The organism is Kocuria nitroreducens (genome assembly GCF_042879195.1).
Classification (GTDB): Bacteria; Actinomycetota; Actinomycetes; order Actinomycetales; family Micrococcaceae; genus Kocuria; species Kocuria nitroreducens.
On record NZ_JBHZTC010000020.1, the window covers coordinates 1 to 24756 of the forward strand.

Sequence of the window (24756 nt, forward strand, 5' to 3'; positions counted from 1 at the left end):
CGGCGCACCAGTCAAGCACGCGCCCGTGCCGGCCACTACAAACGCAGAGGTCACAAACTGTCGTTGCAGTACTAAGGCCATGGCGTCAGCTCGGCCCACCGGCCAGAATCTGCCCCGGTCGGCAGTTGGAATCCTTCACCCTCTTGGTTTGCAGGGCGTACAGGGGGATCGTTGGCTGATAAGGCGCGTGAGAGGCGTGCCGCTCACGGACAGCAAAAGCGGCGCGCTGCCCACGATCCATCATCGGTCCGACGCGTGTAGAACGGCTGCATCTATCGAGGGAGCCCCGCATGGCCAAGGTCAACCCGGGTCGCGTGACCCACGCCTACGACGGTCAGGAGCTGGTCGTCTTCCTCATCGGCATGCGGATCAACAAGCCGTGGCGGGTGCGGCAGTGGTGGCCGACCTTCGCCGCGATGCCGCCGATGCTCAAAGAGCTCTCGGTGGATCCCGACTCCGGTCTTCTGGGGTATCGGATGACCTTCGGCGCGGGCGGTCCGACAGTCATCCAGTACTGGAACTCAACAGACAAGCTCTACGCCTACGCCTCCGATCCCGACGCCAAGCATCGGCCTGCCTGGGCCAGGTTCAACCGTCTGGCCCGGAAAGCACCGGCAGTTGCCGGGGTCTGGCATGAGACGTTCGTGGTCTCCCGCGCCGAATCCATCTACGTTGCCATGCCCCCGAGCGGCCTCGCCAAGGCAACCTCCACGGTGCCCGTGACCGCCCGCTCCGATCGAGCGACCGATCGATTGGCCGGCGAGGCCCGCCGTGCCGACACGGCAGCGAAGCCACCCGCCTAGGACAGGCTTCCGACGTGCCCCCGGTGTCGCGCCCTCGCCCCGCAACACACTCCTGCGACGAACGAGGCATCCGCCCACGACAGGAACTGATGCGTGAGGAGGTGCTGGGGTCAGAGGGTTGTCGCGGCCCGCGGTGGTTGCCGCAGGCGCATCAGCGTGAGGACCGCCGGGACCACCAGTCCACCGAGCAGCAATACCGCGAAGGCGCCCAGTGCCGGGGCCATGGTCAGCGGGGGGCCGCGGCGAGCAGCGAGATGATCGCCAGCACGGTCGCTGCAGCGCGCCGGAGCTCTGTGGCCGGTTCCCGGCGCAGCACGGGAGTCTCCACAATGAGCTGAAGAATGATCAGCACCGGGTAGCCGATCAGTGGCAGGAGTATGGTCAGGGCCGCGAGCACGCTGATCTGGAACATCAGTGGTTGCCTCCCGGCCGGCGCGGGCTCAGCACTGGCCACCACCACCGTCGACGCCGCCCCCGGGATCTCCGGGCCCGTACCCCCAGAGCCCGGCCGTGGAGCCGCCGGCTATCGTTCCACGGTCGGCGCTGGTGCGCTCATCGAGGTGCTTCGGGCGGTAGAGGCGCAGGAGGATCAGCACGCACACCACGGCGACGGCCACGCCGATGACCACCAAGAGGGGACTGAGCGGGGATGGAGCGTTGAAGGCTTCGATGGGCATCAGGGGCGGCATGAGGAGTCTCCTTCGACGTGTCCTGGGATCAGAATGCGGGCAGCCGGCCGATGTTGACCAGGCCCATCTGCCCGACAGCGACCAGTCCTTCCCGGCCCAGCGCACCGGGGGGTGATCCAAGCCGTGTCGCGGGGTGAGAGGACCAGCACGGGACCGGGGGCACCGATAGGTGGCAGGTGGCGGTTCAGCCGTTGATCCTGCTCACCAGGACCGGGACGGAAGAGTCCATGGTGGTGCCGTTGCCGAGCTCGCCCACGTCGTTGTTGCCCCAGGCCCAGACCGCCCAATCGTCTGTGATCGCATAGGCGAAGGAATTGAGCGACTCGATGCTGCGGGCCTCGGGGAGGCCGGTGACCTCCACCGGCACGGAGGAGTTCGTCGTGGTGCCGTTGCCCAGTTGCCCGGCGTAGTTGTTGCCCCAGGCCCAGACCGTGCCGTTCTCCGTGAGCGCGTACGCCGAGGAGGAGCTCGTCTCGAGGGACCGCACTCCGGAAAGCCCGGTGACTTGGACGGGGACGGTGGAAGGCTCCGTGGTGCCGTTGCCGAGTTGCCCGGCGTTGTTCCAGCCCCAGGCCCAGACCGTGCCGTCCCCCGTGAGCGCATACGCGGACCCGCTTCCCGTCTCGAGGCCGTGGACCTCGGTGAGACCGGTGACCTGCACCGGCACGGAGGAGTACGCCGGGGTGCCCTCGTCCTGTTGCCCGACGGTGGAGCCCCAGGCCCAGACCGTGCCGTCGGCCGTGAGCGCATACGCGGACATGTGCTCCGTCGTGAGTCTCTGAACGTCGGACAGCCCACTGACCCGCACCGGGCCGGTGGTGTACGTGGTGGTGCCGTTGCCCAGCTGCCCGGCGGTGTTCAGGCCCCAGGACCACACCGTGCCCTCGGCCGTGAGCGCGTATGCGGTGTAGTCGTTGGCCGCTACGCTGCGGATGCCGGAGAGCTCTGGGACCCGCACGGGGACGGCGGAGTCCCTCCCGGTGCCGTTGCCGAGCTGACCAAATCTGTTGGGGCCCCAGGCCCAGACCGTGCCGTCCTCGGCGACCGCGTAGACCGCGCCGTTGGCCTCGAGGTTGCGTACTCGGGGGAGGCCGGTGACCCGGATCGGGACGGTGGAATGCTCTGTGGTGCCGTTGCCCAGCTGCCCGCCGGTGTTGTCCCCCCAGGCCCGGACCGTGCCGTCGGCCGTGAGCGCGTACGTGGACGGACCGTTCGTCTGCAGATCCTGGACTCCGGACAGGCCGGCGACTGGGACGGGCACGGAGGAGTTCGTGGTGGTGCCGTTGCCCAGCTGCCCGACGTAATTGTGGCCCCAGGCCCAGACCGTGCCGTCGTCCCGGATCGCGTAGCCCGACCCGAAGCTGCTGACCACTTCAGCGGTCGCAGCGTCGCGGCCCGGCAACAGCGCGTCGATGCGGTAGAGGAACGCGGCCGTCTGATCGCGCAACACTGGCCGATGCGGGCGGAACAGCCTTGTGCCTTCCGGCCCGGACCACCCGGTGGAGACCCCGGTGGCGGCCAACCAGGAGATCTGCTGGTAGAAGACGTGGCCGGTGGGCACGTCGGCGAACGGTGAGCCCGCCGGCGCCTCGAAGTCAGGGGAGCCGGCCATCCGGTAGAGGAACGCCGCCATCTGATCGCGCAGCACCGGTTGGTCGGGGCCGAACATTGTGCTGCCGTCGGATCGGGCCCACCCGGTGGAGATGCCGGCCTGGGCCAACCAGGAGATCTCCCGGTAGAAGACGTGGTTGGTGGGCACGTCGGTGAACGGCGAGGTCGCCGGCGCTTCGAGGGCCGGGGACCCGGCCATGCGGTAGAGGAACGCCGCCATCTGATCGCGCGTCGTCGGCTGGTAGGGGCGGAACTGCCGGGTTCCCTCGGGTCCGGGCCACCCGGTGGAGACCCCGGTCTCGGCCAACCAGGAGATCTCCTGGTAAAAGTCGTGGCTGGTGGGCACGTCCGCGAACGGTAAGGCCGTAGCGTGCTGGGACGGCGGCACCGTCAGCGGCAGAAAAACAGCCGAAGAGAGCCCCGGGGCCTGGGCGCGTACCGGGGCAGCGCCGGCCGGGGCGAGTCCGACGGTGCCCAGCAGCATCAGGGCCATCAACACTGTGATGACCGAGGGGAGAATGAGCACAGGAGATCGGGAACCAGACATGACCGCGGCTCCTAGCCGGCAAGGGCGCCGACCGCAGCAGAGGTGGCGGGCCGGGGAGGTCTTTAGCAAATTCTATTCCCTGGTCAGCACCATCACCCGCCCGTGACGGAGATCACTTCTGTGTGACGGCCGTCCGGGCCGTCCACGAGCGGCCCCTTGGACAAGGTGTGGTCGAACGCACCTACCACCGGAGGCGACGCCAAGCCGCGCTCGAGAGATTGACCCCCATAGAGTACGAGACCACATGACCGAACCAGCCCTTCAGACTGCCTGACCCAACGTCACCTGTCGGTGCATCGGTCCCCCATTCATGGGCAAACAGTGGCTCGGGAACCACCCGTCGACCGGAGCCGACAACTCCTTCGCCCGGCACTTGGTGCAGCTGACGGTGAAGAGCATCCGATAGCCGTCCGGCGGCAGTGGGAAGCGCTGCGGCGGGAACCTTTTGCACCCGCTGTACCGCCACCTCGCCCCGAATCGAAGCAGAGCCTTTGACGGTGCACTGCTGACCTGCCGGGGTGAAGCGCGCACCCCAGAAACGTCCGCGAAGAACGCCGACCCACGCCGGGCAATCACCACGAACACAACTCTTTCTTTTTGTGAATTCTTAGCTGGACCATGAGACGTACTAAAGGAATCGTCCTTTCCGCCCCGAGCGGCCAGGATCGCTCACGTCGACGATCAAAGATTCGGTGAAGCCTTCCCGGCAAACTGTCACGCCATAACACGGGTGTCTCCACCGGAAACTCCGCTCCATCGCAGGGGCGTGCTCGCCCGTCGACATGACGTGGACAGAGCCCCGGGTCAAGACCACTTTCGTCTCGAGCTGAGCCTCCCTGGGGATCTCCATCGGTGCTCCTCAACTAGCTACCCCGCCTGGGTACGGAGGCGACCCGCCGGGCCGGCACTGAAGCCGAGACACGCCCGTGATCAAAACGTGACTTTCCCGTTACTTTTCGATTAGTGTTCTATCTGTGCTGATCGCCCAACCGATCAGCATCCCCGTGCACATCGCCGAATTCTGCCGGTGCCCGGGGCCCCCCAGAACACATCGCTCGGCAGAAGCGGGGGAACCATGAATGGTCCCTCCCCCGGGACCTAGGGGTTAAGTCGTCAGGGCCCCCACCCTGCGACCGGGTGTCTCCCACCCGCATCCGACAGCTCACCTCGCAGGCAAGAGGGAGGACATCGCTCATGCCCATCTTCCAGTCCCGCACGCCCCGCCACCGCGCCCAGAGCTCGTTCCGCCTCGGGCGCACCGCGACCCTGGCGGTCACGGCTGGCGCCTTGGCGCTCAGCAGCGTGGCCCCGGCCCAGGCCGCCCCCGCCGCAGCCCCCCAGCAGCTCCTCAGCACCCAGGCCCAGTCCGGCAAGGCCGCGACCATCGCCGTCGCCGCCAAGAACCAGCTCGGCGTGGGCCAGGACTGCACCGCCCTGGCCACCAAGGCCCTGCGCGCGGCCGGGGTCAACCACCACGGGTGGCCGACCTCCTACCTGAAGCTCGGCACCCGTGTCTCCGCCGCCCAGGCCCAGCCCGGCGACCTGGTCTACTACGCCAACGGCGGCATGGGCTTCGCCCACATCGCGGTGTACATCGGCGGCGGCAAGGCCGTCCACGGCGGCTGGAACGGCAACCAGACGGTCATCCAGTCGGTCAACATCGGCTCCGGTCCCGTCTACATCCGCGTGCGCTGACTCCACGCGCTTGAGCTGGGTGTGCGGTTCCCGGCCGTCCCGACGGGAACCGCACACCCGACTCTCACATGAGTTCCCTGCACCGCTGGCTGTTGAGCCCCTCCCCGGAAGGGCCTCACTGATCGACGGAGCTGAACCGGTGGCCATTCTGTCTGCAGATTTGGGGAAATCTTCCTAAGCGCCGGAGGATGAGCCGCTGGTCCGCACGGGAATCCTGTCCGACGGTAGAAACTAGTCACCAGAGGAGAGGAGGAGCGATGTCCCAGGACACTGACATGAACCGGTCCAGCCTGCGCACCCTGCTGCTGCACCGGTCGCTGGTCCCCAAGTTGAACGAGGAGCCTCTGTCCTCCTGGACGCCGCAGATCCTCCAGAACCTCGAGTGACTCAGCAGCCCGTGCACAAGGTCCCGCCGAACGCGATGCGCGAGGCCGTGCTCAACGGACTGATCCACCGCGACTGGAACCGATCCGAACCGACCGATGTCCGGTGGATCGAGCATGACAGCACGCTCGTGGTGCGCAACCCTGGTGGCTTCACCGGGGGCATCACTGCGGACAACGTTCTCAGCAACCGCCACGCGCGCTATCCGGCCCTTGCAGGCCTTTTCCGCGCCATGGGGTTGGTGGAGAAACAGGGACTCGGGGTCGACCGCATGTACCAAGCGATGATCTCGCTGGGGCACCGACAACCCATCATCGTCGAAGAGGCCGGGGACCGCGTCACGTGCACCTTCGTTGGCGGGCCTCCTGTACGCCCCGTCATGGAGCTGGTGGGCAGGATCCGGCCCACGGCACGGCAGAAGGACTACCGGATCGCGATCATCGTCGACGCCCTGCTGCACCGCCCCTCCCTCACCCTGCGGGACGTCGCCGACGCCCTGCAATCGGACGTCGCCTCCGCGGAAGTGGCACTTCAGGCCGCGACCCAGTCGACGGTCGACGGGGAAGCGCTCATCCGGACCTACAAGGACGTGTGGGTCTTCGGCCAATCCTCGTGGCGGCTCATTGCTGCTCGCCGCGCATCCACGTCCGGTCCAGAGGTCCTGCCTCATGCTTCGACGGATTCCCACCGGTTGCGCGCCGTGGTGGACGCCTGGCTCGGCGTGCATCCCGCCATCACCAGCGGCGACCTGACGGAACTGACCGGCGTCGCCCGCGGAACCGCACAACGGGCCCTGCAGGATCTCGAGGGGACCGGTCTGCGGAAGATGGGGGGTGGCCGTTCCACACGCTACGAACCTGTCCCGTGATCTCGTCGACTCGCTGGAACGGGCCTTGGATCGGACGACCACGATGCAGGAGGGTCTGCGCCAAAGCCTGCACCAGCCCCAGCGCGTCGTCGAAGCCGCACGTCGGCCGCGAGCGAGTTGAGCAGAGACGCAGACATTCAATGTCTGCATCTCTAGGGAACGATGATTCCAGGTCTTCGCGGGGCAGCCTCCGCCCCTGAGGGCGGAGCGTCCGCTTCCCTGCAGTTCTTCGCCGCATTCACGCCGTCATCGGCCCGCCCCCAGACGCGCGTCGACCGGATGAGGTTGCTGGACGCCGCGGCGCAGGACGCGCTCGAGACAGCTGTTCAGCCACGTGGTGCGCAGTCGCCCCGTCAACTGCTGAACCTCCGGATACCCACGTCGAGGAGGAGATGGGGAGTCTTCTGCACCTCGTCGAGGATGAGGAAGCCGTCCGGGTTCCGGTCACCGAAGGCACGGGGGTCTCTGCGCGACGCCGCACGTCGCGGTACGGTTGACCTCGGCTTCTGCCTTCGTGTTCTTGGCTTCACCACGCCTATCGGCGGAACCTCCGAGCACCCACATGCCGAGGAGGAGGGGGAAATGGACAACAGCCGTGAAGAAGAGATCGACCAGTGGATCGTCCAGGAGGGCATCAGAACTCATCGGCGCAGTCGGATCATTCCGTCCTCGACCAATCAGATCAGCCACACGCCTGTCGGTACCGGTCTGGACGCGATGGAGAAGGTGGCGTTCTACTTCGGGGACCGGCCCGAACTGCCCGTCGTCGAAATGGGACAGATCAAGGAGCACGAAGTCACCCTTTCCTTCGGTGAGGACGTGCACCTGGACGAACCCTTCTACCCAGTTTCCGAGGAGTACAAAGACCACTGGGCCATCGCCCACGCCGATGCGCTCGCGTTGTCGACCGGCACCGTCTACGGGCAGCAGACCGCAGCACTGACCGCCATCGGAAACTCGATGGCCGGGGCCAAAGTGCTGATGAACACCAACCGCTGGGAAGTGCTCGGCTCTGTCGGCCTGGCCCATTTCACGACCGCCATCATGGTTGGTCAGGTCATGGAGCAGGCCACAGAGCCGTGGGCCAGGAACCAGCACATCTGGCTGGTCGGCTACCGGGAGCTGGGTCCCAAGCTGGTCAGCTTCCTCGCCCCGTACCACGATGAATTCCGTTTCCACCTCATCGAATCCATCGAGCAGATCACCCCGGAGGACCTGCACGGAACCTCAGCCACCATCTACGTCATGGGATCCGGCCCTGCCACCATCAAGGCTTACGACCGTGTTCGATCCGAGAACGTGGGGCTGATGACCGACACTGTCGTCACCGAGCAGGCGATGTTCATCTCCGAGGACGAGGACGGCGGGGCAACCATCGTCAATGCCGGCCCAAACGGATTGAAGATCTGGCCCCATCTCGTCGGAGAAGAAGACGGTCTCTACGCAGCGATGGAGATCACGTGGCAGAAGCGCCGGCAGGAAGCCGAATCCGCCGCTGAAGCTGTCGAGAACCTCACTGTGCGCGACTTCCTCTCCGCAGACGACGCCGACAGTACGGCTGGGTCGACGAGCATCAGCGTGGAGGACCTCGAAGCCATGATGGATCGGGAAAGCGTGATTCCCGATCACGAGAGTAGCCTGGTGGAGAACGGGACATCGGTGGCGCCCATCCCGGCACCGGAGCCCGCAACTCCGGCCCCACCTGCTCAGGAGCAGGCGCCCAGATTCACCCTCGCGCTGCTGGGCAAGCCGCAGATCTACAGTGCGGACGGTGCCAGAGCGGGCGGTAAGCCCGCCGAGACTGTGGCCTATCTGCACCTCAACGATTCAGCCGCAGATGCCATCAGAACGAGCAGAGCCCTCTGGCCGGACGCGGAAACCGAGGGTCACGCCGCACGCACACGACGGACACGCACAGCAAAGAAGATCAAGGACACGTTGCCGGAGATCTTCCGCAATGAGGGCGAGTGGAGGATCGGCCGGCTTGACACCGACATCGAATGGATCGTGGCCACCTTGACCGGGAGCAGTGATCCTCAGCAGAAGGTCGACGCCTGCAAGCTGGTGGACGCGCCCTTGCGGACCTGTGCGGAATGGGCAGACCAGCACCGGTCCCGCATAGCCGACGATCTTCGCCACGTCCTGTACGACGTCGAGAACCGGGCGCTCGCATCCGACCAGTACGACATCGCCGAGGCAGCGCGGCAGGCATCGGACAGGTTGCAGTGAAAAAAGGAATGTCGCGCAATGACGGATAGAAGCAACCCCTTCAAGAGAAAAAGGCCCACAACGGGTTCGTCCACCATGGATGCGCGTCGTGGACCGAGGCAGGGGCGGGGGGCGCGGAGCACGACCGGCGACGGAACCGTGATCCAGTCCGGCGCCTCGGCCGCGGGGAAGTGGTTGGTCTATGGCCTCATCGTCCTCATGGGCCTGGGCTCACTGTGCGGTTTCCTGGCCTTCACCCGGCCCGCCCCCGCAGCGCCACCGGTTGCCGAACCTGGCGTGAGCACCCAGCAACAAGAGGCCGGCGCTTTTGCGCAGGCTTATCTGTCAGCTTGGTTGACGGCCACCAGCGATGACCACGCCGCACTCGACGAGTACAGCCCGGAAGCCGGGGCGGGCGTCCAGGGCCGGAGCCCCATCAGCTACCGCGACCTGACCGTGGCGAGCGTGGAGGATGCGCCGGGGGACGTGACGACCGTGATCGTCTCCGCCTCCATCGAGACCACCGAGGACGAGGACGGGGAGGAAGTGACCTCCTGGACGCCATACTGGTACCAGGTCGCCGTGCAGGCTGACGGAGACACGCTGGCTCCGGTCGGACTGCCGGCGCCGGTCTCGATGCCCGCCATGGGGTCCTCCCCCGATCTCGGATATCCCGGCCGCGTGGTGAACAGGGACTTGCGGGCCACGGTGGAAGACTTCATGACGGCATACCTCACCGGCCAGGGCGATGTGACCCGCGTCGTCTCCCCGGAATCCACCATTACCGCGATCACCCCCGCCTACTGGACCCGGGCCACGGTGGAAGCCCTGACCTCGACCAAGGAGATTGCAGACTCCGACCCGGCTGATGGTCGGACGGTCGAACTGCTGGTCAACGTTGATCTCACCCGTGATGGGACCACCAAGCCCGCCCAGTACGTGCTGGGCATGACCGTCCGGGACGGGCGCTGGGAAGTCCAGTCGCTCAACTCCGCACCGGCACTGAGCAACTGACACACCGACAACGACCCCCGAGGAGCACCCCCGTGTTTACTTCCGCCGCCACCGTGCACGTTGCCCAGGCCACCGCCTCAATCCAGGCCACCGGTATTTTCGACTGGATCAATGACAAGACCACTCAGACCCAGACAGCCATCCAGGGAATACTGATCGTGCTCGGGTTGCTCGTGGCCATCATCATCTCCTGGCGGGGCAAGAACGTGGGGTCGGTCATCATGGGTGTCGTCATCGGCGGTCTCATCGCCGCGCTGCCCGCCCTGATCGTGTTCTTCGCCGGAGCGGCCCAGCAGGAGACCGCGGCCACGGGGACCAGCGCTGCCGCCGGTCAGGTGGCTGCCTACGCTCAGGCCGCTGTCCTGGCCAGGGCCTGAGAGCTGCACGGGAGACGACCTCATGAGAAACCAGGACCACGTGCAGACCGGGAAGTTCTACACCGCGGCGCGCAAGTTCCAGCAGCTCATCGGTGTGACCCCCACGGGGGAGGCGATCCCCGGGGGACCCTACACCGTGACGCAGTTCGTCGTCGGGATCATGGTCCTGGTGACCGGATTCATCACCCGTCCGATCTGGAGTCAGGGGACGATCGCCGATGTTCTGTACATCGCCGCCGCGGCCATCGGCATCACCTACGGGGTGGGCAAGCTGCCTCGCTCGCGCCGGTCGATCATCAATCTCCTCAACTGCTGCATCACCCTGATGTCGCGGCCGCGAACAGGCAAGTACCGCGGCCGGGCAATTCCCAGCTCCTACTCGAGAACCACGGCAAGACCGGCGAACCGGATCCCGTCCGACGACGCCCCGGTCGAGGATGCGACACGGGACGAGCAGATTGCGCCGACAGTCCAGCAGACGCCGATCAACTGCGGGTTGGATCGGCTGACGGCCGATATGACCACCGCGCGCTGAAGAATCGCAAGGAGCCCTCTCATGGCCGACACCATCCGCCAGCCGATCCGCTGGATGCGCGAGAACGTCTTCGTCACCCGCGACGGCGTGGCCTACGGGATCTGGCAGCTGGACGGGCAGGCCTACGGACTGGGCACCATCGCACAGAAGGAGTCCGTGCGCGCCAAGCACCAGGACCTCTTCCAGGCGCTGACCGGAGAGGTGATGCTGCTCGGGCTCGTCACCAGCAGCTCTCCCGACGCCCTGATGGGGAAGATGCTCCAGGACGTCGAGCGCCCCTCCCAGCAGTGGTTGGAGGAGTGCAGCCTGACCTACCAGGACCTGTCCGAGAACCCGTCGGGTGAGCGGCTGTACTTCCTCATCACCCCGCTCTCCTACAAGACCCCGAACGAGCTGTGGAGCAACTTCCGCCGCTCCTTCGACCTGACCGTCTCGGAGATCGCCCGCCTTCCGATCCGACCGCCGGCGGAGCGGGCCTTCACCACTTGGAAGACCCGGATGTCCCAGATCGAGAAGAACATCCCGGCCACCTTCCACCCGCAGCGAGTCGGCATCACAGCGGTCCGGTGGATCACCGACCACCTGGTGACCCGTGGTGCGGACGTGAATCTGACCTACGAGCACAAGACCGTGGCGGAGGTCGGGGAGTGGATCAACCCTTCGAGCTGCCTCCCGGACCCGCTTCTGGACGAAGGCGGGCTGAGCGACATGCCCGACGAGAAGCTGCCCCAGACCAAGCTGTTCAAGCGGCGTTTCCTCAAGATCGAGACCGGTGACACCGAACCCTCCTACCAGCAGTTCTCCATCATGGGGCTCACGCCCCAGGCAGGATTCGTCTTCCCCGGCGCCGAGTTCATCAACTTCGCCGCCTCGATCTCCCACGACATCGACTTCGCCCTGCGACTGGTCATCACTCCGGCCGACAGGGTCACGGCCAAGAACCGCAGGGCGGAGCACAATCTCAAGGACCAGTACCGGCAACGCCAGTCGGGAAGCGACTCCATCGTCGGCGGAAGCGGGGAGATCGACAAGTCGGCCCGGGCGCTCCAGGAATACGTCACCGATCTGAGCGCCACCGATCGTGAGGTCGAGGTCGCCGCGTCGATCATCTTCTCCTCCGCCGCCCCCGATGCGGAGATCGCCATGGACGAGATGAAGGACCTGCGCGACCTCTACACCTCCGACGAATGGACCCTCGACGTTCCGCTGGGAGGTCAGGAGAAGCTGTTCTGGGATTTCTGGCCCGGCTCGACGATCTCCTCCGTCTCCAACGAATTCGCGCAGATCACCACGGGCCGCAACTTTTCCATGGGCGTGCCGTTGACCAACGACCTGCTGGGCATGCCGCACGGTTTCCGGTTCGCCACCAACGTGACCACCGGGCGGTTCTCTCCGCTGCTGCTCAATCTGGCCGGCCTGGCGGAGAACGACATCTCCGGCAGCATGGGATTCCTCGGTGAGCTGGGGTCCGGCAAGTCCGTGGCGATGAAGACGGTGGCCAGCCACAGCATCGACCGCAACGCCCAGATGATCGCGGTCGATCACTCCGACAACCAGGAGTGGGCGGCACTGGCCCGGTCGCTGACCCACGCCAACGTCATCGACTTCATGCGGCCCGACTGGTCACTGGACCCCCTGCGGATCTACCGCCACCCCACGCTGCGGGTGCGCGAGACCCTGAACCTCCTGACCATGATGCTGGGTGTCTCGGTCAAGGACGACGAGGGCGTGGTGCTCAACGCCGAGCTGAAGAAGTTGCTGAACAAGGATCTCGAGATCGGGTCGCTGGGTCAGCTCAGGCACCACCTCGGTTCCGGTGCCGTCGACCAGGCCGACCGTCCGGTGGCCCGCCGGATCGCACGGCTGATGGACGTGTTCGCCGACATCGACTTCGGCGCGACCTTCTTCGACCCCGCGCTGCCGCCGATGGACTTCTCCGCTCAGGCCACGGTCTTCTGCACGCACGGAATGGCGCTGCCGAACACTGATGAGCTGAACAACGCCCAGGCGCGCAAGGAGATGAGCATCGACAAGACGATGGGGCGGTCCTCCTACGCCTACCTCGCCAGCGTCGGTCGGAACATCATGTACGCCGACGATTCCCAGGAGACCCTGTTCGCCGTGGACGAGTGCCACCACATGACCGGTTCCCCCGAAGGCACCGCCACCATCAGCGAGGCGCTGAAGACCGGGCGCAAGCACAAGGGAGCCGTGGTGCTGGGCACGCACTCGGCCTCCGAACTGGGCCCGCCACAGCTGCGCGGTCTGATTCCGCAGCGAGGTGTCTTCCGCACCCGTGACACCGAGATGGCCAAGCAGAACCTCATGTGGCTGGACCCCAGCTACGCCATCGAGGAATACGTGGACCTGGTGACGAGGGACCTGTCACCGATGGATTCGTCGGGCACGGTGCCCTTGCACCGCCGCGGTGAAGGCCTGTTCCGCGACCACCTCAATCGCATCGGCAAGATCAAGGTCCTGATACCCCAGGCTGAGAACCGCGCCAGGACGGTACTGACCAGTCCCCCCAGAGCACGGATCGAGGCGTAGACGTGAAGACGATGTCGAGCACCCCCGCCGAGGACGCCTTGTTGTACCTGTGGGTGTGGCTGAGCATCCACCGCAGGACCCGGGCGGCGCTGGCCGTGGTGTTCACCTGCCTCGTCTGCCAGATGATCAACACCCCTCCGGCCCTTGCCGCTGAGGACGATTCGGCGTCGCAGACCTCCATCGACACCTACTGGCTGCCCCTGGCCGACGTCACCGACACCCACGGCGTGCCCGTGGGCACGTACACCGAACTGCCCCTCGACTACGGCCAGACCATCTACGTCACCCGTCAGATCCGCGGAATCCTCATGCGCCTGGCCTGGATGATCTACACGCTGGTGGTCTACAGCATTCTCGCGCTGTGCGACTTCATCCTGTCGCTGGAGTGGGTGGACTGGATCCTCTCCCCGTTCGTCCTCCTGTCCAACACCGTGCAAGGACTGCTGACCCAGACGGGGATCGTGGGCCTGGGCATCTTCATCGCCGCCGTGGTGATCGCCTGGGGACTCATCCGGGGCAAGATGGGCGCGGCCATCGCCGAGATCGCTCTCGTCGCCCTGTTCGCCGGGCTCGTCTCCACCCCCATTGCCAACCCCAGCGAGCACATCAAGTCGTGGATCAGCACCTCCGCCGAGTACGGCACCGAAGCCGGGACGGCCACCGTGGCGGGCACCGAGGAGGGGGCTCCAGCCTCTGCCAGCCCGGTCTCCGGTCCGATCATCGACCTCACGGTGCGCCACCCTGCCCTGGTGCTCTCGTTCGGCTCCACTCTCGAAGGCGACGAGTGCGCCCGGATCTGGGACGACCAGGCCAGGTCCGGCGCTGATACAGAGGAGCTGCGCAAATCCGTGGTGGGCTGCAACGATGGGTTGGAAGCCGCCAACGAGACCGACAACTTCGTGGTGTTCGCGTTCCTGTTGATCTTCTGGATATCGACCGGTGGGCTCATGGCCCTGATCGTCGTCTTCCTGGCCTTCCTGCTCAAGGATGTCGTGCTGGCCGGACTCGGACTCATCAACACGGTGTTCCGGGCCCACCTGGCGGTGTTCCCGGGCGGCGGACGCCAAGCATTCATCAATGCCGGGCTGCAGCTGCTGGTCAACGTGTTCATGGTCGGGGCCTACATCTTCCTGATCAACCTCTACCTGTGGCTGGTCGGCAGGTTCACTGAGTCCTTCGGCGGAACCGCGATGATGATCGGCAACCTGATCTTCGGTTTCGTCCTGATCGCCATGGCCCTCACGTTCTGGAACCTCAAGCGGCAGGGCAAGTCGGTTGCCGAGAAGATCGCCCGTGCTCTGGGCAGTTCTCCGCTCAACCACGCCGCTCCGCTCCAGCCCTCCGGGTTCTCCCGCAGTGCCACACAGCTTGCCAGCTCCGGCAAGAAGGCCGCGGTCCAGCAGATCCGCCGCCGGTCCATGGGCAAGGGACTCCAGACGGCAGCCGTCTCAGCAGCAGCTCCCGCCACCGCGGGGGCCAGCGTCGTGGCCGCGCGCGCGGCGGCTGCCGGGTGGTTCGTCGCCGGCAGCCTCTACAACGCCCACGCCAATGCCGGCACCCGGCCCGGTTCCGGGGCGTCACCGCGCACCCACACGGCTCCGGTGCGTACCCCCAGGGGACTCGAGGCCGGCCCCACCGGCCACGAGCAGAGCGTGCGCGACGAGAACGGGGCGATCCCGATAGAGCACCAAGCTCCGCAGGACGCCTTCTCGAACTCGGAGACCGCAGAGCAGGAGCACAACGTCGCCCAAGCGCGGTCGTTGCGCACCCCCGAACTGGTGGAGCCCGCTGCTGGAGACCGGGTGCCGGTGACTGCCCGCGCACTTCCTGCTGACGGGTCCGGCGCCACAGCGGACACGTTCTCCTCCGAGGCCGCTCAGCACCCGGCCACGGAGCCCACACGGAAGCGCTCGACGATGCCGGCCGGCCAGTACGGCTCGGTGCGCGTGAACCGCAACGGCACCACCAACAACGTGCTGAGCGGGCAGCTCGTCAACTCCGTTCCCGAGGGAACCAAGGTCGTCCGCGTCTGGGACATCGAGGAATCCGCCCCGGCCCAGAACCGCCGCCGTCAGGCCGCGACGCACTCGGCCACGTACCAGGCGCAGGCTCGCTCACGGGCCAACCGTGCAGCAGAAAGGGGTGGCATCCGATGACGGCGAAGAGGACGGCATGGGCGGCGTTCCTCGTGGCCGCGGCACTGATCGTGGCCGTGCACTTCCTCAGAACACCGCTCCCGGCTCCGGACGCTGCGGCGGAGCAGCAGCAGTCGGAAATCGCCCGGAGCCCGCAGAGTGGCGTTGAGGGCTCCAGCGGCCCCACGTCGGGCTCCGAGGTGGACAGGTCCAACGGATTCGCTCAGCCCTCCCCGGACCACGCGCAGGCCCCGGAAACGGCAGGAGCCCGGCAGTTCGAGCGGCAGACCATCGCGCCCCCGGCCGTCCCGGAACCGGACGAGAACGACCCGGCCGCAGTGGCCGAGGCATTCTTGACGGTCTACAACACCCGCAGCGCCGAGACGGACACGAGCTGGCGGGAGACTGTTCCGCAGTGGTTGACCCCGGACCTCGCCCAGCAGCTTCCCACCGTCAGCAACGGAGCGCTGGAGGGCAAGGCCCCCACCGCAGTCAGTGCCGTTGCCATCAAGGGCAACGTCGAGGACTGGGGTTCTGACACGCCCCTGCGCTGGGCCCACCATGCCGACGTCACCGTGGACACCCAGGACAACGGGACATACGTGCTGACGTTCCGTGTGCGCTCGCAGCTCACCGACCAGGGCTGGCTGATCAACGCCGTCCCCCTCGACAGCTGGCACCGAAGCGAAGAATAGCGCGCCATGACCACCGAGAAGTCCCGAGCACAGGACAATGGGAAGTCGCTGTGGAAGCCCCTGATCGCCATCCTCGTCATCGGCTTCTTCCTCGTCGGAAGCCTGATCGTCGTGGTGACGTTTGTGGTCAGCTCGATCGGGTACAGCAACAATTCGCAGAGCTGTGAATCAGGATCACCGGTCACCCAGGCCATCGGTGCCGTTGACGACGGGCTCGAAGTGCCCGAGGAATTCCACGACGAGCAGCTCCGGAACGCCAAGATCATCGACAGGACGGCCGCCGCCCTCGGCCTGTCCGGACAGGCATCAAGAATCGCCATCATCGCGGCGATGGGGGAATCCAGCCTGATCAACATTGACTTCGGTGACGAAGGCCAGGGGGTGACGAACCCCGACGGCTCTGCCACCACGAGCAAGGGGCTTTTCCAGCAGCAGACGAGCCAGGGGTGGGGCACCGCCGATCAGGTCACCGATCCCGAGCACGCGACCAAGAGCTTCCTGCTCGGCCCTCGGCACGACGGCGCTTCCCGCGGTCTTGTCACCGTCTCCGGGTGGGAGACCGGAGAGATCACCCAGGTCATCCACCGAGTACAGGGAAACTCCAACTCGAACCACTACGCCGACAGCTACGGCCCGGCAGAGAAGATCATCCGAGAGGCCGGCATCGACGTCACCCGCTCGGCCGACGAGGGGGACCAAGAGGACTGGCGCAGAACGGAAGCCCGCTCCCCGGCGCTTTCCGCGGTCACCGGCAGCACCCATGGATCTGTCGCCGACCTCGACGGGTGCTCGTCCCACGGCGGTGCTGGAGCCGGGGTGCCCGGCAGGTCAGCAGACGGCAAGAACACCTATCCGTGGGACCAATCCACTCCAGCGCCCGGAATCTACACCGCGGACCCGGTCAGATTCTTCTACGGTGAGTGCACCAGCTATGCCGCCTGGAAGGTGAACGAGCTGATGGGCGGCAGTCCCACCGACATCATTTTCGACAACAACTACGGTGGTCACACGAAAGGCAACGGCGGGGAATGGAAATCAGCGTGGGAAGCATCGGGCTGGACGGTCTCCAACGTTCCTCAGGTTGATTCCGTGGCGTGGTGGGGACCCCACGGCGGTGCCGGCGTCGGCGCGGCCGGTCACGTCGGCTGGGTCGACGAAATCACGGAGGACGGCAAAGTGATCATCTCCGAGTACAACAATTCCTACTACGCGCCCCCGGGCCACAAGTACAGCCGCCGCTCCGTCGCCATCGACCCTGACCAGGTCGGCGCCTACCTCTATGTGCCGGAGAAGTAGCCAGGACCCCACTCCCGATGCCGCGAGGACTTCGACAACCCCCACCGGCCCCGGACCCCTCGAAAGCCGAGCTCGGCATCAGCCCCACCACCGCCCTGTGCTGCATCCTGATCGTCGCCGGCCGGTCACCCGTATCGAGACACTCCTTCAGCAGCACTGCGCCAAGAATCTGGATCCTCTGCGGGCGTATTGACGATTGTAAAGGGACAGGATCGGGTACAGGCCATCATGTGGTCCGTGCCCGTTCAGCCGCCGATGATCCAGGAGTTCCCGTGGAAGCGGCAGCAGTGACCCAGTGGATGTTCGTCAGCGAGTGCCCCGTCCCGAACGACGTCGCCGGACTCATGGTTCCCGGCGAACAGCCCGCGGCCGCCCACAAGACCTTCCGCGACAGCGCGGTCTTCACGACCACGCGGCTGATCGTCCGTGACGCCCAGGGCATGACCGGCCGGAAGGTCGAGGTGTACTCGCCGCCTCCCTGACGGACGTCATCCTCGGCTCACCCTTCCCAGTCTGATATATGAGTCGTATACTCGATCTGGATCCGCCGGAAGGTCGATCGCCAACTCGATGAGGAGTGGAACAGCATGCGGGAACTTGCGCACCGGCTCGAACGGCTGGGCACCGAAACCGCCTTCAGCGTCGCCCAGGCCGCGGCCGCCTGGAAGGCGGGAGGGAACCGCGTGTACCCCTTCCACCTCGGCGACATCAACATCCCGACGGCCCCCCACATCGTCGAGGCGATGAACCGGGCCATCGCCGACGGCTACACGGGCTACTGCCCCGGCCCCGGCATCCCGCAGCTGCGCGAGGCCCTCGCCGAGGACATCGGCTCGCGTCGTGGCATCGGCCTCGTCCCCGACAACATCGTCGTGATGACCGGCGGCAAGCCCGTCATCACGAAGTTCCTGCAGGCGGTCATGAACCCGGGCCAGGAGGTGCTCTACCCGAACCCCGGCTTCCCGATCTACGAGTCGCAGATCGAGTACCTCGGGGGCACGGCTGTGCCGTACCGCTACCTGCCCACCAGCGAGGGCTTCGCGATCGACCTCGACCAGGTGCGCGCGTCGATCACCCCGAGCACGGTCGCGATCATCTACAACGACCTGCAGAACCCCATCTCGGCCGAGTCCACGGCGGCCGAGCGCGAGGCCATCGCGCAGCTCGCCCAGGAGCACGATCTCTGGGTGCTCTCCGACGAGGCCTACTTCGAGACGCGCTACGAGGGGGTCTCGAGCTCGATCGCGTCGCTGCCCGGCATGGCCGAGCGCACCGTCATCCTCTACACGTTCAGCAAGAAGTTCGCCATGACCGGCTCACGCCTGGGCTGCGCCGTCGCGCCGCTCGAGCTCGCCAAGGTGCTCAGCACGCTCAACACGAACGACGAGTCGTGCACCACGCACTACGTGCAGTGGGCCGGCATCGAAGCACTCCGCGGTCCCCAGGAACCCGTGCAGCAGACGCTCGACATCCTGCGCGGGCGCCGGGATGCCGCCTGTGAGCTCGTCAACGCCATTCCCGGCATGCACGTGGCCGTACCGCAGTCGACGTTCTACCTGTTCCCCGACGTCACCTCCGCCATGGAGCGCATGGGCTGCACGGCAGTCGGCGACTTCGCCACGGCGGCCCTGCAGCAGACCGGCGTCTCCTTCTGCACGCGTGAGCACTTCGGCCGGCGCCAGCCCGGGGAGGACCGGCAGTACATCCGGCTCGCCTACTCGGGCATCGACGTCGCCGACCTCCGCGACGGCCTCGGCCGCCTGCGCGCGTGGATCGAGGCGGCATGAGCCGGGTCGTCGTCACCGGGCGGGTGCCCGAGGCCGCGATCGAGAAGCTCCGCGCCGAGCACGAGGTCGCGGCCTGGCCCGGTCCGGAGTCGATCGACCGCGAGGAGCTCCTGCGCCGGGTCACCGGTGCCGATGCCATCGTGAGCCTGCTCACCGAACGCATCGATGCCGAGCTGCTCGACGCCGCCGGCCCGCAGCTGACAGTGGTCGCCAACGTCGCCGTCGGCTACGACAACATCGACGTGCCGGCCTGCACCGAGCGGGGCGTCGTGGCCACCAACACCCCCGGCGTGCTCACGGACGCCACCGCCGACATCGCGTTCGGCCTCGTCCTCATGGCGACCCGCCGGCTCGGCGAGGGGGAACGGCTCATCCGCTCCGGCGAGGCCTGGAAGTGGGGCATGTTCTTCCTGCTCGGCAGCAGCCTGCATGGCAAGACCCTCGGCGTCGTCGGCATGGGCGGCATCGGTCAGGCGACCGCGCGCCGGGCCAAGGCCTTCGGCATGGAGATCGTCTACCAGTCCCGCAGTGCGATCGATCCCGGGATCGCCGCCGAGCTGGGCGCCCGGCGGGTCGATCTCGACGAGCTGCTGAGCGTCTCCGACGTCGTGTCGCTGCACTGCCCCTACGGGCCCGCCACGCATCATCTGATCGGCGCCGAGCAGCTGGAGGCGATGAAGGACTCGGCCTACCTCGTCAACACCGCGCGCGGACCGATCATCGACGAAGCCGCACTCGCGTCCGCACTGCGCGAGGGCCGGATCGCGGGCGCCGGACTGGACGTCTATGAGCACGAGCCCCAGGTGCACCCCGAGCTGCCGGAGCTCGACAACGTGGTGCTGGTGCCGCACCTGGGCTCCGCCACCGTGGAGACGCGCACCGCGATGGCAGTGCTCGCCGCCGACAACGTGCTCGCCGTGCTCAGCGGGCAACGACCGCCGACACCGATCGGCTAGCAGCACGGCCGTCCGTCGCTCAGGACAGGACCGCCTGCTCCACCTCGAGCGGCGTGGGATTCCGGTGCCACGTCCCCGGCATGACGGCCGCGGCGGTGACGCGGGCGACCATGCCTCATGAGGTGACGCGGAGCCAGTCCTCGAACCGGGTCGGGGCGGTCGTGCAGTTCCCCCGGGGCAGGAGGCCGCCGTTGCCGAGGGCGGTGAAGGACACCGACACCCGGAGGACCTTCCGGCGTCCTCCTCGGCGCTCCGCGATCGCACGGGCCAGCTCCGCCATGTCGCGGACCTCGGGCCCCGCGATGACGGCTTCGTGGTCTAGTGTCGCAACGTCGCCGGGCTCCAGGGCACGGTCGACGACGAACGCGGCAGCCTCCTCGGCGGCCAGCGGCCGGGAGCGCATTCCGGGCACCGCGGAGAGCGGACCGATGCGGATCTGCGACAGCAGGGTCTCGGCCAGTTCGTACCACTGCGCCGAGGCCACGACGGTGACCGGAATCGGCCCGGCACGGTAGGTCTGCTCCTGCGCGGCCTTGCCCGCGTAGTAGCCCATCCACCGGTGCACCTCCGGCTCCCGGGCGTTGATGATGGTGACGCACACGATCCGGGACACCGCCGTCCGCCGGGCCGCGGCCAGCACGTTGCGGGCGGTGGTGCTGAAGAAGTCGACGGCGTGCTTCCGGGACAGTGTCGCCAGGTGGAGGCAGTCCACCACGGTGGAGACCCCGTCGAACGCGGCGTCCAGGCCCTCGCCGGAGTAGACGTCAGTGCCCTGCCCGCGCGAGACCTCGACGACGTCGACCCCGCGATCCCGCAGATGTGCCACCACCCGTGCGCCCAGCTGCCCGGTCGCCCCCAGGACCGCCACCTTCGGGCGCTCGCCCTCACCCGTGCTCTCCATCGCCCACCGCTCTCTTCCCGTTCGCCCGCGCCTCGGTGCTGATGGCGTCGATTCTCCTCGCCTGCCGGTCCCGCCGCGAGTGTCAACTTTCCGACTGTCATCGACTTCCTGCCACATTGCTGGAAGCATGGACCCATGATCAGCAACGTGGCCGTCGTCGTGTTCGACGAGGTCTCCCCGTTCGAGCTCGGCGTGGCCTGCGAGGCCTGGGCGATCGACCGCTCTGCCGACGGCCTGCCGGTCATGGACTTCGCCGTGTGCAGTCCCGACGGGCGGCCCGTCCGCACGATCGCCGGCTTCGACGTGGCGGTCCACCACGGGCTCGACCGGGTGGCCGAGGCGGATCTCGTGGTCCTCCCGGCGATGTCCCGCCACATCCCGGTCCCGGAGGACGTGCTCCAGGCGCTGCGCACGGCCCACGGCCGTGGCGCCCGGCTCATGTCCATCTGCTCGGGTGCGTTCGTGCTGGGGGCTGCCGGTCTGCTCGACGGCCGCCGCTGCACCACCCACTGGATGCACACCGCGGAGCTGGCCGAGCGGTTCCCCGCCGCCCAGGTGGTGCCCGAGGTCCTCTACGTCGAGGACGGCAGCATCCTCACCAGTGCCGGCACCGCCGCAGGTCTCGACGCCTGCCTCCACCTGTGGCGCCAGGAGTTCGGCTCGGCGGCCGCCAACACCGTGGCACGGCGCATGGTCGTGCCGCCGCAGCGCCAGGGCGGGCAGGCCCAATTCATCAAGGACCCGGTCCCCGAGCACCGGGCCGAGACGCTGGACCCGCTGCTCACCTGGATCGTGGGACACCTCGACGAGCCGCTCGACGTCGACGCCCTGGCCCGGCGCGCCGCCATGTCCCCGCGCACCTTCGCCCGCCGGTTCCGCGACGAGACGGGCACCACCCCGCACGCCTGGATCACCGCGCGGCGCCTGCACCGGGCCGAGCAGCTCCTCGAGGAGACCGACCTGCCCGTCGAGCGCATCGCCACGGACGTGGGCTTCGGCAACGCGGCCACGCTGCGCCACCACTTCACCCGGATCCGCAGGCTCAGCCCGCAGCAGTACCGCCGCCGCTTCGCGACCACCTCCTGAGCACCACCTCGGCCACGGCACAGGCGTAGGACCGGTCGAGCGGATCGTCGATTCCACCACCTGTCCGTGTGTTCGCCGCAGCCAGAACCTGCTTCGCGGCGAGGCCCGAGCGAGTTGGCAGAAAATGATCGACACTCGTCATTCCTGCCACTCGTGCACGTGACGCGATCCGGCGAAGCTTGTCCATGTGACAACAAGCCGCCCCCGGAGGGCACCGATCCTCGGACCCGCGGATGCTGCGTCCCCGGTTCGGGCCGTGGATCTGCCCGCAGTGCCGGCACCGTCCAGGGACGTCTCCGCAGGGACGGCACGTCACGACACACCGCTCACCTCGACCCCTTTCCTGGTGGTGACGCGCCGGCTCGAGTACCAGCCGGAACGGGTCGGGACACGACATGCAAGGAGCTCACCATGATCTCGTTCCTGTTCCTGCTGGCCGCCACAGCCGCCGTGCTGTCGGTGTACACGGTGATCGGCCGCCTGGCCATACCCCTGGAAGAGCGCGTGCCGTGGCGCGAGCTCGGAATCAACGGCTGGTCGCACACGCTGCGGCGCAGCCTGGCCTTCCTGGGTGACTCCGCACCATCGGATGGCGCCCGCTTCCGGGGAGCCTGTCGGCCATGGACCCATGCGGACGAGCACGCTGCCGAGGCTCACACCAGTCCGGAGAATGTGTGACCGGTGTCCGGCGCGGGCCGGTCATGCGCCTGACGACGGGCGCTCCCGGCCCGCCCGTCACCAGGGGAGGCCGAGCGAGTGGCACGATGGCTCTGCCGAACGAACAGCGGAGGAGACCACCGTGCCCTACTTGATCGAGACCTTCGACCGGGACAACGCCTACGACCAGCGCCTGGAACTGCGGGACGAGCACCTGCGGTACCTCCAGACGGTCGCCGACAAGCTGCTGGCCTGCGGGGCGAAGCTCTCCGACGACGAGGAGACGGCCGACGGAGGCCTCTACCTCGTCGACGTCGACACCCGCGAGGAGGCCGAGGCCCTCATCGAGGCGGACCCGTTCTCCCGGGGCGGCCTCTTCCGCGAGGTGAAGATCCAGCGCTGGCGCAAGGCCTACCTGGACGGGAAGAGCTACCTGTAACGGGAACCGGACGATCAGGGGATCCGGTCCACCCCGCGCACACCGAGCGTGCGGGGCGGGCCGGATTCATGCGATCAGTGACTCTCAGCCCATGTAGCCCCACAGGAGCACAGCGGCCCCGAAGACGACGCCGATGAAGACGAGGATGAGCACCAGATATCCCATGACCTCGCCCAGCTTCAGCTTGGAGATGGCCAGGACTGGCAGGATCCAGAACGGCTGCACCATGTTGGTCCACTGGTCGCCGATCTGCACGCCCATGGCGGTCTTGGCATGGTCGGCGTTCAGCTGGTTGGCCGCCTCGATCATCACCGGCCCCTGCACGGCCCACTGGCCGCCGCCCGAGGGGGCCAGCAGGTTGATCACCCCGCCGCTGAGGAAGGACAGGAACGGCAGGGTCTCCGCAGAGGCGATGTCGCCGATCCACGCGGCGAAAGTGACGACCAGACCGGAGCCCATCAGGATGCCCATGATGCCGGCGTAGAAGGGGTACTGGACGACGATTCCGGCAGCCAGGCGGATCCCGTCGTTGAGCGTGTCGAGGAAGTACATCGGACGCGTGAGAAACAGGATGCCCAGGAACAGCAGGGCGAAGTTCACCGTGTTGAGATCGAGTCCTCCCCCGGTGGCGAAGTGCTGCACCAGGTAGATCAGGGCGAGGGCGCCGATGCCGACGCTGAAGACGGGGTTGGCGTTGAGGCGCTCGCCCACGGTGAGACCGGACTTGTCGGCCTGGACCTTCTCGGGCGCGGGCGCAACCGTCGTCGGGTCGATCTCCTTGACGTCGGCCGGGTCCTTGGGATGGAGCGCGGCGTTGAACAGCGGGAGCCCGATCAGCAGGACGACCACCATGCCGAGGATGACCGGGTCGAAGATGGTGCGCCCGAGGTCGATCAGACCGATCTGCTCCTCCAGGAAGTGCCCGGGCGTGGTGATGAGCAGGGGCACGGATCCGGAGAGGCCCACGCCGTACAGGGCGAAGCCGCTGTAGCCCGCGGCGATGGCCAGCGGGTAGTGCAGGCCCTTGACGTTGAGGGCGAGCTTCTGGGCGATGAGTCCGCCGAGCACCAGGCCGAACCCCCAGTTGAGCCAGCTGCCGATGCCTCCGACGAGGGTCGCGACGATGATGGCCGCCCGGGGCGACGAGACCCGGTGCGCGATCGCGGTGAGGCCCCGGTCCACGAGGGGGGTCTTGGCGAGGATGTAGCCGGCGACGAGGATGACCGTCATCTGCATGGAGAAGGCCAGAAGGTCCCAGAAGCCGTCGCCCCACTGCCTGGTGACCTCCAGGAACGAGTTCCCGCGGACGACCATGGCCAGGAGCATGGTGAAGGCGGTCAGGCCGATGGCGATCACCAGTGGATCGGGCAGGTACTTGTTGGTGAGGTTGGTGAACAGCTTGGCGGCAGTTTTCATGGGGTCCTCGTCATGATCGGTCGGCGCGCAGGAATCAGGGGCGGGGTGGTCGATCGGGCCGCTCGAACAGCTGCGGGCACCACCGCATCGGATGCTGGTCGCGCCAC

23 protein-coding genes and 1 riboswitch are annotated in these 24756 nt (G+C 67.2%); of the genes, 18 read left to right on the forward strand and 5 right to left on the reverse strand.

Features of this window, described 5'->3' with window-relative positions; all coding sequences use genetic code 11:
• The first annotated feature begins 290 nt into the window (after positions 1-290).
• A complete protein-coding gene (locus ACFYE1_RS13570; RefSeq protein WP_387743745.1) occupies positions 291-803 on the forward strand; it encodes a DUF4188 domain-containing protein in 513 nt (170 codons plus the stop codon).
• Positions 804-1029: 226 nt separating this feature from the next.
• Here ACFYE1_RS13570 and ACFYE1_RS13575 read toward each other — a convergent pair whose 3' ends face one another.
• The 3 genes from ACFYE1_RS13575 to ACFYE1_RS13585 all read right to left on the reverse strand — a co-directional run bounded on the left by ACFYE1_RS13575 (position 1030) and on the right by ACFYE1_RS13585 (position 3449).
• Positions 1030-1215, reverse strand: a complete 186-nt coding sequence (locus tag ACFYE1_RS13575; RefSeq protein WP_387743748.1) for a hypothetical protein — start codon at positions 1213-1215, stop codon at positions 1030-1032.
• Positions 1216-1243: 28 nt separating this feature from the next.
• Positions 1244-1492 carry a hypothetical protein gene (locus tag ACFYE1_RS13580; RefSeq protein WP_387743751.1) on the reverse strand — a complete coding sequence of 83 codons (249 nt, stop codon included), beginning with the start codon at positions 1490-1492 and terminating at the stop codon, positions 1244-1246.
• A 184-nt stretch (positions 1493-1676) separates the two neighbouring features.
• The gene (locus ACFYE1_RS13585; protein ID WP_387743754.1) at positions 1677-3449 is read right to left on the reverse strand and encodes an RCC1 domain-containing protein; all 1773 of its coding nucleotides are present in this window, start codon (positions 3447-3449) and stop codon (positions 1677-1679) included.
• 1203 nt (positions 3450-4652) lie between these two features.
• Positions 4653-4839, forward strand: a riboswitch (cyclic di-AMP (ydaO/yuaA leader).
• A gap of 5 nt (positions 4840-4844) precedes the next feature.
• Between ACFYE1_RS13585 and ACFYE1_RS13590 the strand changes: the two genes are divergently transcribed.
• From ACFYE1_RS13590 to ACFYE1_RS13655, 14 genes are all read left to right on the forward strand, one after another.
• A complete protein-coding gene (locus ACFYE1_RS13590) occupies positions 4845-5345 on the forward strand; it encodes an NlpC/P60 family protein (protein ID WP_387743756.1) in 501 nt (166 codons plus the stop codon).
• Positions 5346-5602: 257 nt separating this feature from the next.
• Complete coding sequence (locus ACFYE1_RS13595) at positions 5603-5731, forward strand: hypothetical protein (RefSeq protein ID WP_387743759.1); 129 nt, start codon at positions 5603-5605, stop codon at positions 5729-5731.
• Positions 5728-6597 carry a DUF5635 domain-containing protein gene (locus tag ACFYE1_RS13600; protein WP_387743761.1) on the forward strand — a complete coding sequence of 290 codons (870 nt, stop codon included), beginning with the start codon at positions 5728-5730 and terminating at the stop codon, positions 6595-6597. Before ACFYE1_RS13595 ends, ACFYE1_RS13600 begins: the two co-directional genes overlap by 4 nt.
• Before the next feature lie 582 nt (positions 6598-7179).
• Complete coding sequence (locus ACFYE1_RS13605; RefSeq protein ID WP_387743764.1) at positions 7180-8826, forward strand: hypothetical protein; 1647 nt, start codon at positions 7180-7182, stop codon at positions 8824-8826.
• A gap of 138 nt (positions 8827-8964) precedes the next feature.
• Positions 8965-9819 carry a conjugal transfer protein gene (locus tag ACFYE1_RS13610; RefSeq protein ID WP_387743767.1) on the forward strand — a complete coding sequence of 285 codons (855 nt, stop codon included), beginning with the start codon at positions 8965-8967 and terminating at the stop codon, positions 9817-9819.
• Positions 9820-9851: 32 nt separating this feature from the next.
• Positions 9852-10196 carry a hypothetical protein gene (locus ACFYE1_RS13615; protein WP_387743770.1) on the forward strand — a complete coding sequence of 115 codons (345 nt, stop codon included), beginning with the start codon at positions 9852-9854 and terminating at the stop codon, positions 10194-10196.
• Between the two features lie 22 nt (positions 10197-10218).
• Positions 10219-10731 (forward strand): hypothetical protein, encoded by a 513-nt coding sequence (locus tag ACFYE1_RS13620; RefSeq protein WP_387743773.1) that lies wholly within the window; start codon positions 10219-10221, stop codon positions 10729-10731.
• Positions 10732-10752: 21 nt separating this feature from the next.
• Positions 10753-13281 (forward strand): ATP-binding protein, encoded by a 2529-nt coding sequence (locus ACFYE1_RS13625; RefSeq protein WP_387743776.1) that lies wholly within the window; start codon positions 10753-10755, stop codon positions 13279-13281.
• Positions 13282-13292: 11 nt separating this feature from the next.
• Positions 13293-15437, forward strand: coding sequence for a hypothetical protein (locus ACFYE1_RS13630; RefSeq protein WP_387743779.1), 2145 nt, complete (start codon positions 13293-13295; stop codon positions 15435-15437).
• A complete protein-coding gene (locus ACFYE1_RS13635) occupies positions 15434-16111 on the forward strand; it encodes a hypothetical protein (protein WP_387743781.1) in 678 nt (225 codons plus the stop codon). Before ACFYE1_RS13630 ends, ACFYE1_RS13635 begins: the two co-directional genes overlap by 4 nt.
• 6 nt (positions 16112-16117) lie before the next feature.
• Positions 16118-17407: a CHAP domain-containing protein gene (locus ACFYE1_RS13640; RefSeq protein WP_387743784.1), complete on the forward strand. Its 1290-nt coding sequence runs from the start codon at positions 16118-16120 to the stop codon at positions 17405-17407.
• Between the two features lie 272 nt (positions 17408-17679).
• The gene (locus ACFYE1_RS13645) at positions 17680-17889 is read left to right on the forward strand and encodes a PH domain-containing protein (protein ID WP_387743787.1); all 210 of its coding nucleotides are present in this window, start codon (positions 17680-17682) and stop codon (positions 17887-17889) included.
• Positions 17890-17994: 105 nt separating this feature from the next.
• The gene (locus ACFYE1_RS13650) at positions 17995-19194 is read left to right on the forward strand and encodes a pyridoxal phosphate-dependent aminotransferase (RefSeq protein WP_387743790.1); all 1200 of its coding nucleotides are present in this window, start codon (positions 17995-17997) and stop codon (positions 19192-19194) included.
• Entirely contained in the window at positions 19191-20150 is a 960-nt protein-coding gene (locus ACFYE1_RS13655) for a 2-hydroxyacid dehydrogenase (RefSeq protein ID WP_387743793.1), read from the forward strand. The genes ACFYE1_RS13650 and ACFYE1_RS13655 overlap by 4 nt, the downstream gene beginning before the upstream one ends.
• Positions 20151-20265: 115 nt before the next feature.
• On the opposite strand, the gene ACFYE1_RS13660 is transcribed toward ACFYE1_RS13655, so the two are convergent.
• Positions 20266-21051 carry an SDR family oxidoreductase gene (locus ACFYE1_RS13660; RefSeq protein WP_387743796.1) on the reverse strand — a complete coding sequence of 262 codons (786 nt, stop codon included), beginning with the start codon at positions 21049-21051 and terminating at the stop codon, positions 20266-20268.
• Between the two features lie 135 nt (positions 21052-21186).
• Between ACFYE1_RS13660 and ACFYE1_RS13665 the strand changes: the two genes are divergently transcribed.
• The 3 genes from ACFYE1_RS13665 (at position 21187) to ACFYE1_RS13675 (ending at position 23233) form a co-directional block, all read left to right on the forward strand.
• Positions 21187-22137, forward strand: coding sequence for a helix-turn-helix domain-containing protein (locus ACFYE1_RS13665; RefSeq protein WP_387743799.1), 951 nt, complete (start codon positions 21187-21189; stop codon positions 22135-22137).
• A gap of 411 nt (positions 22138-22548) precedes the next feature.
• Entirely contained in the window at positions 22549-22815 is a 267-nt protein-coding gene (locus ACFYE1_RS13670; protein WP_387743801.1) for a hypothetical protein, read from the forward strand.
• A 121-nt stretch (positions 22816-22936) separates the two neighbouring features.
• Positions 22937-23233: a YciI family protein gene (locus ACFYE1_RS13675; RefSeq protein WP_387743804.1), complete on the forward strand. Its 297-nt coding sequence runs from the start codon at positions 22937-22939 to the stop codon at positions 23231-23233.
• Positions 23234-23317: 84 nt separating this feature from the next.
• Here the strand turns inward: ACFYE1_RS13675 and ACFYE1_RS13680 are convergent, their stop codons facing one another.
• Entirely contained in the window at positions 23318-24649 is a 1332-nt protein-coding gene (locus ACFYE1_RS13680) for a short-chain fatty acid transporter (RefSeq protein ID WP_387743807.1), read from the reverse strand.
• Between the last annotated feature and the right edge of the window lie 107 nt (positions 24650-24756).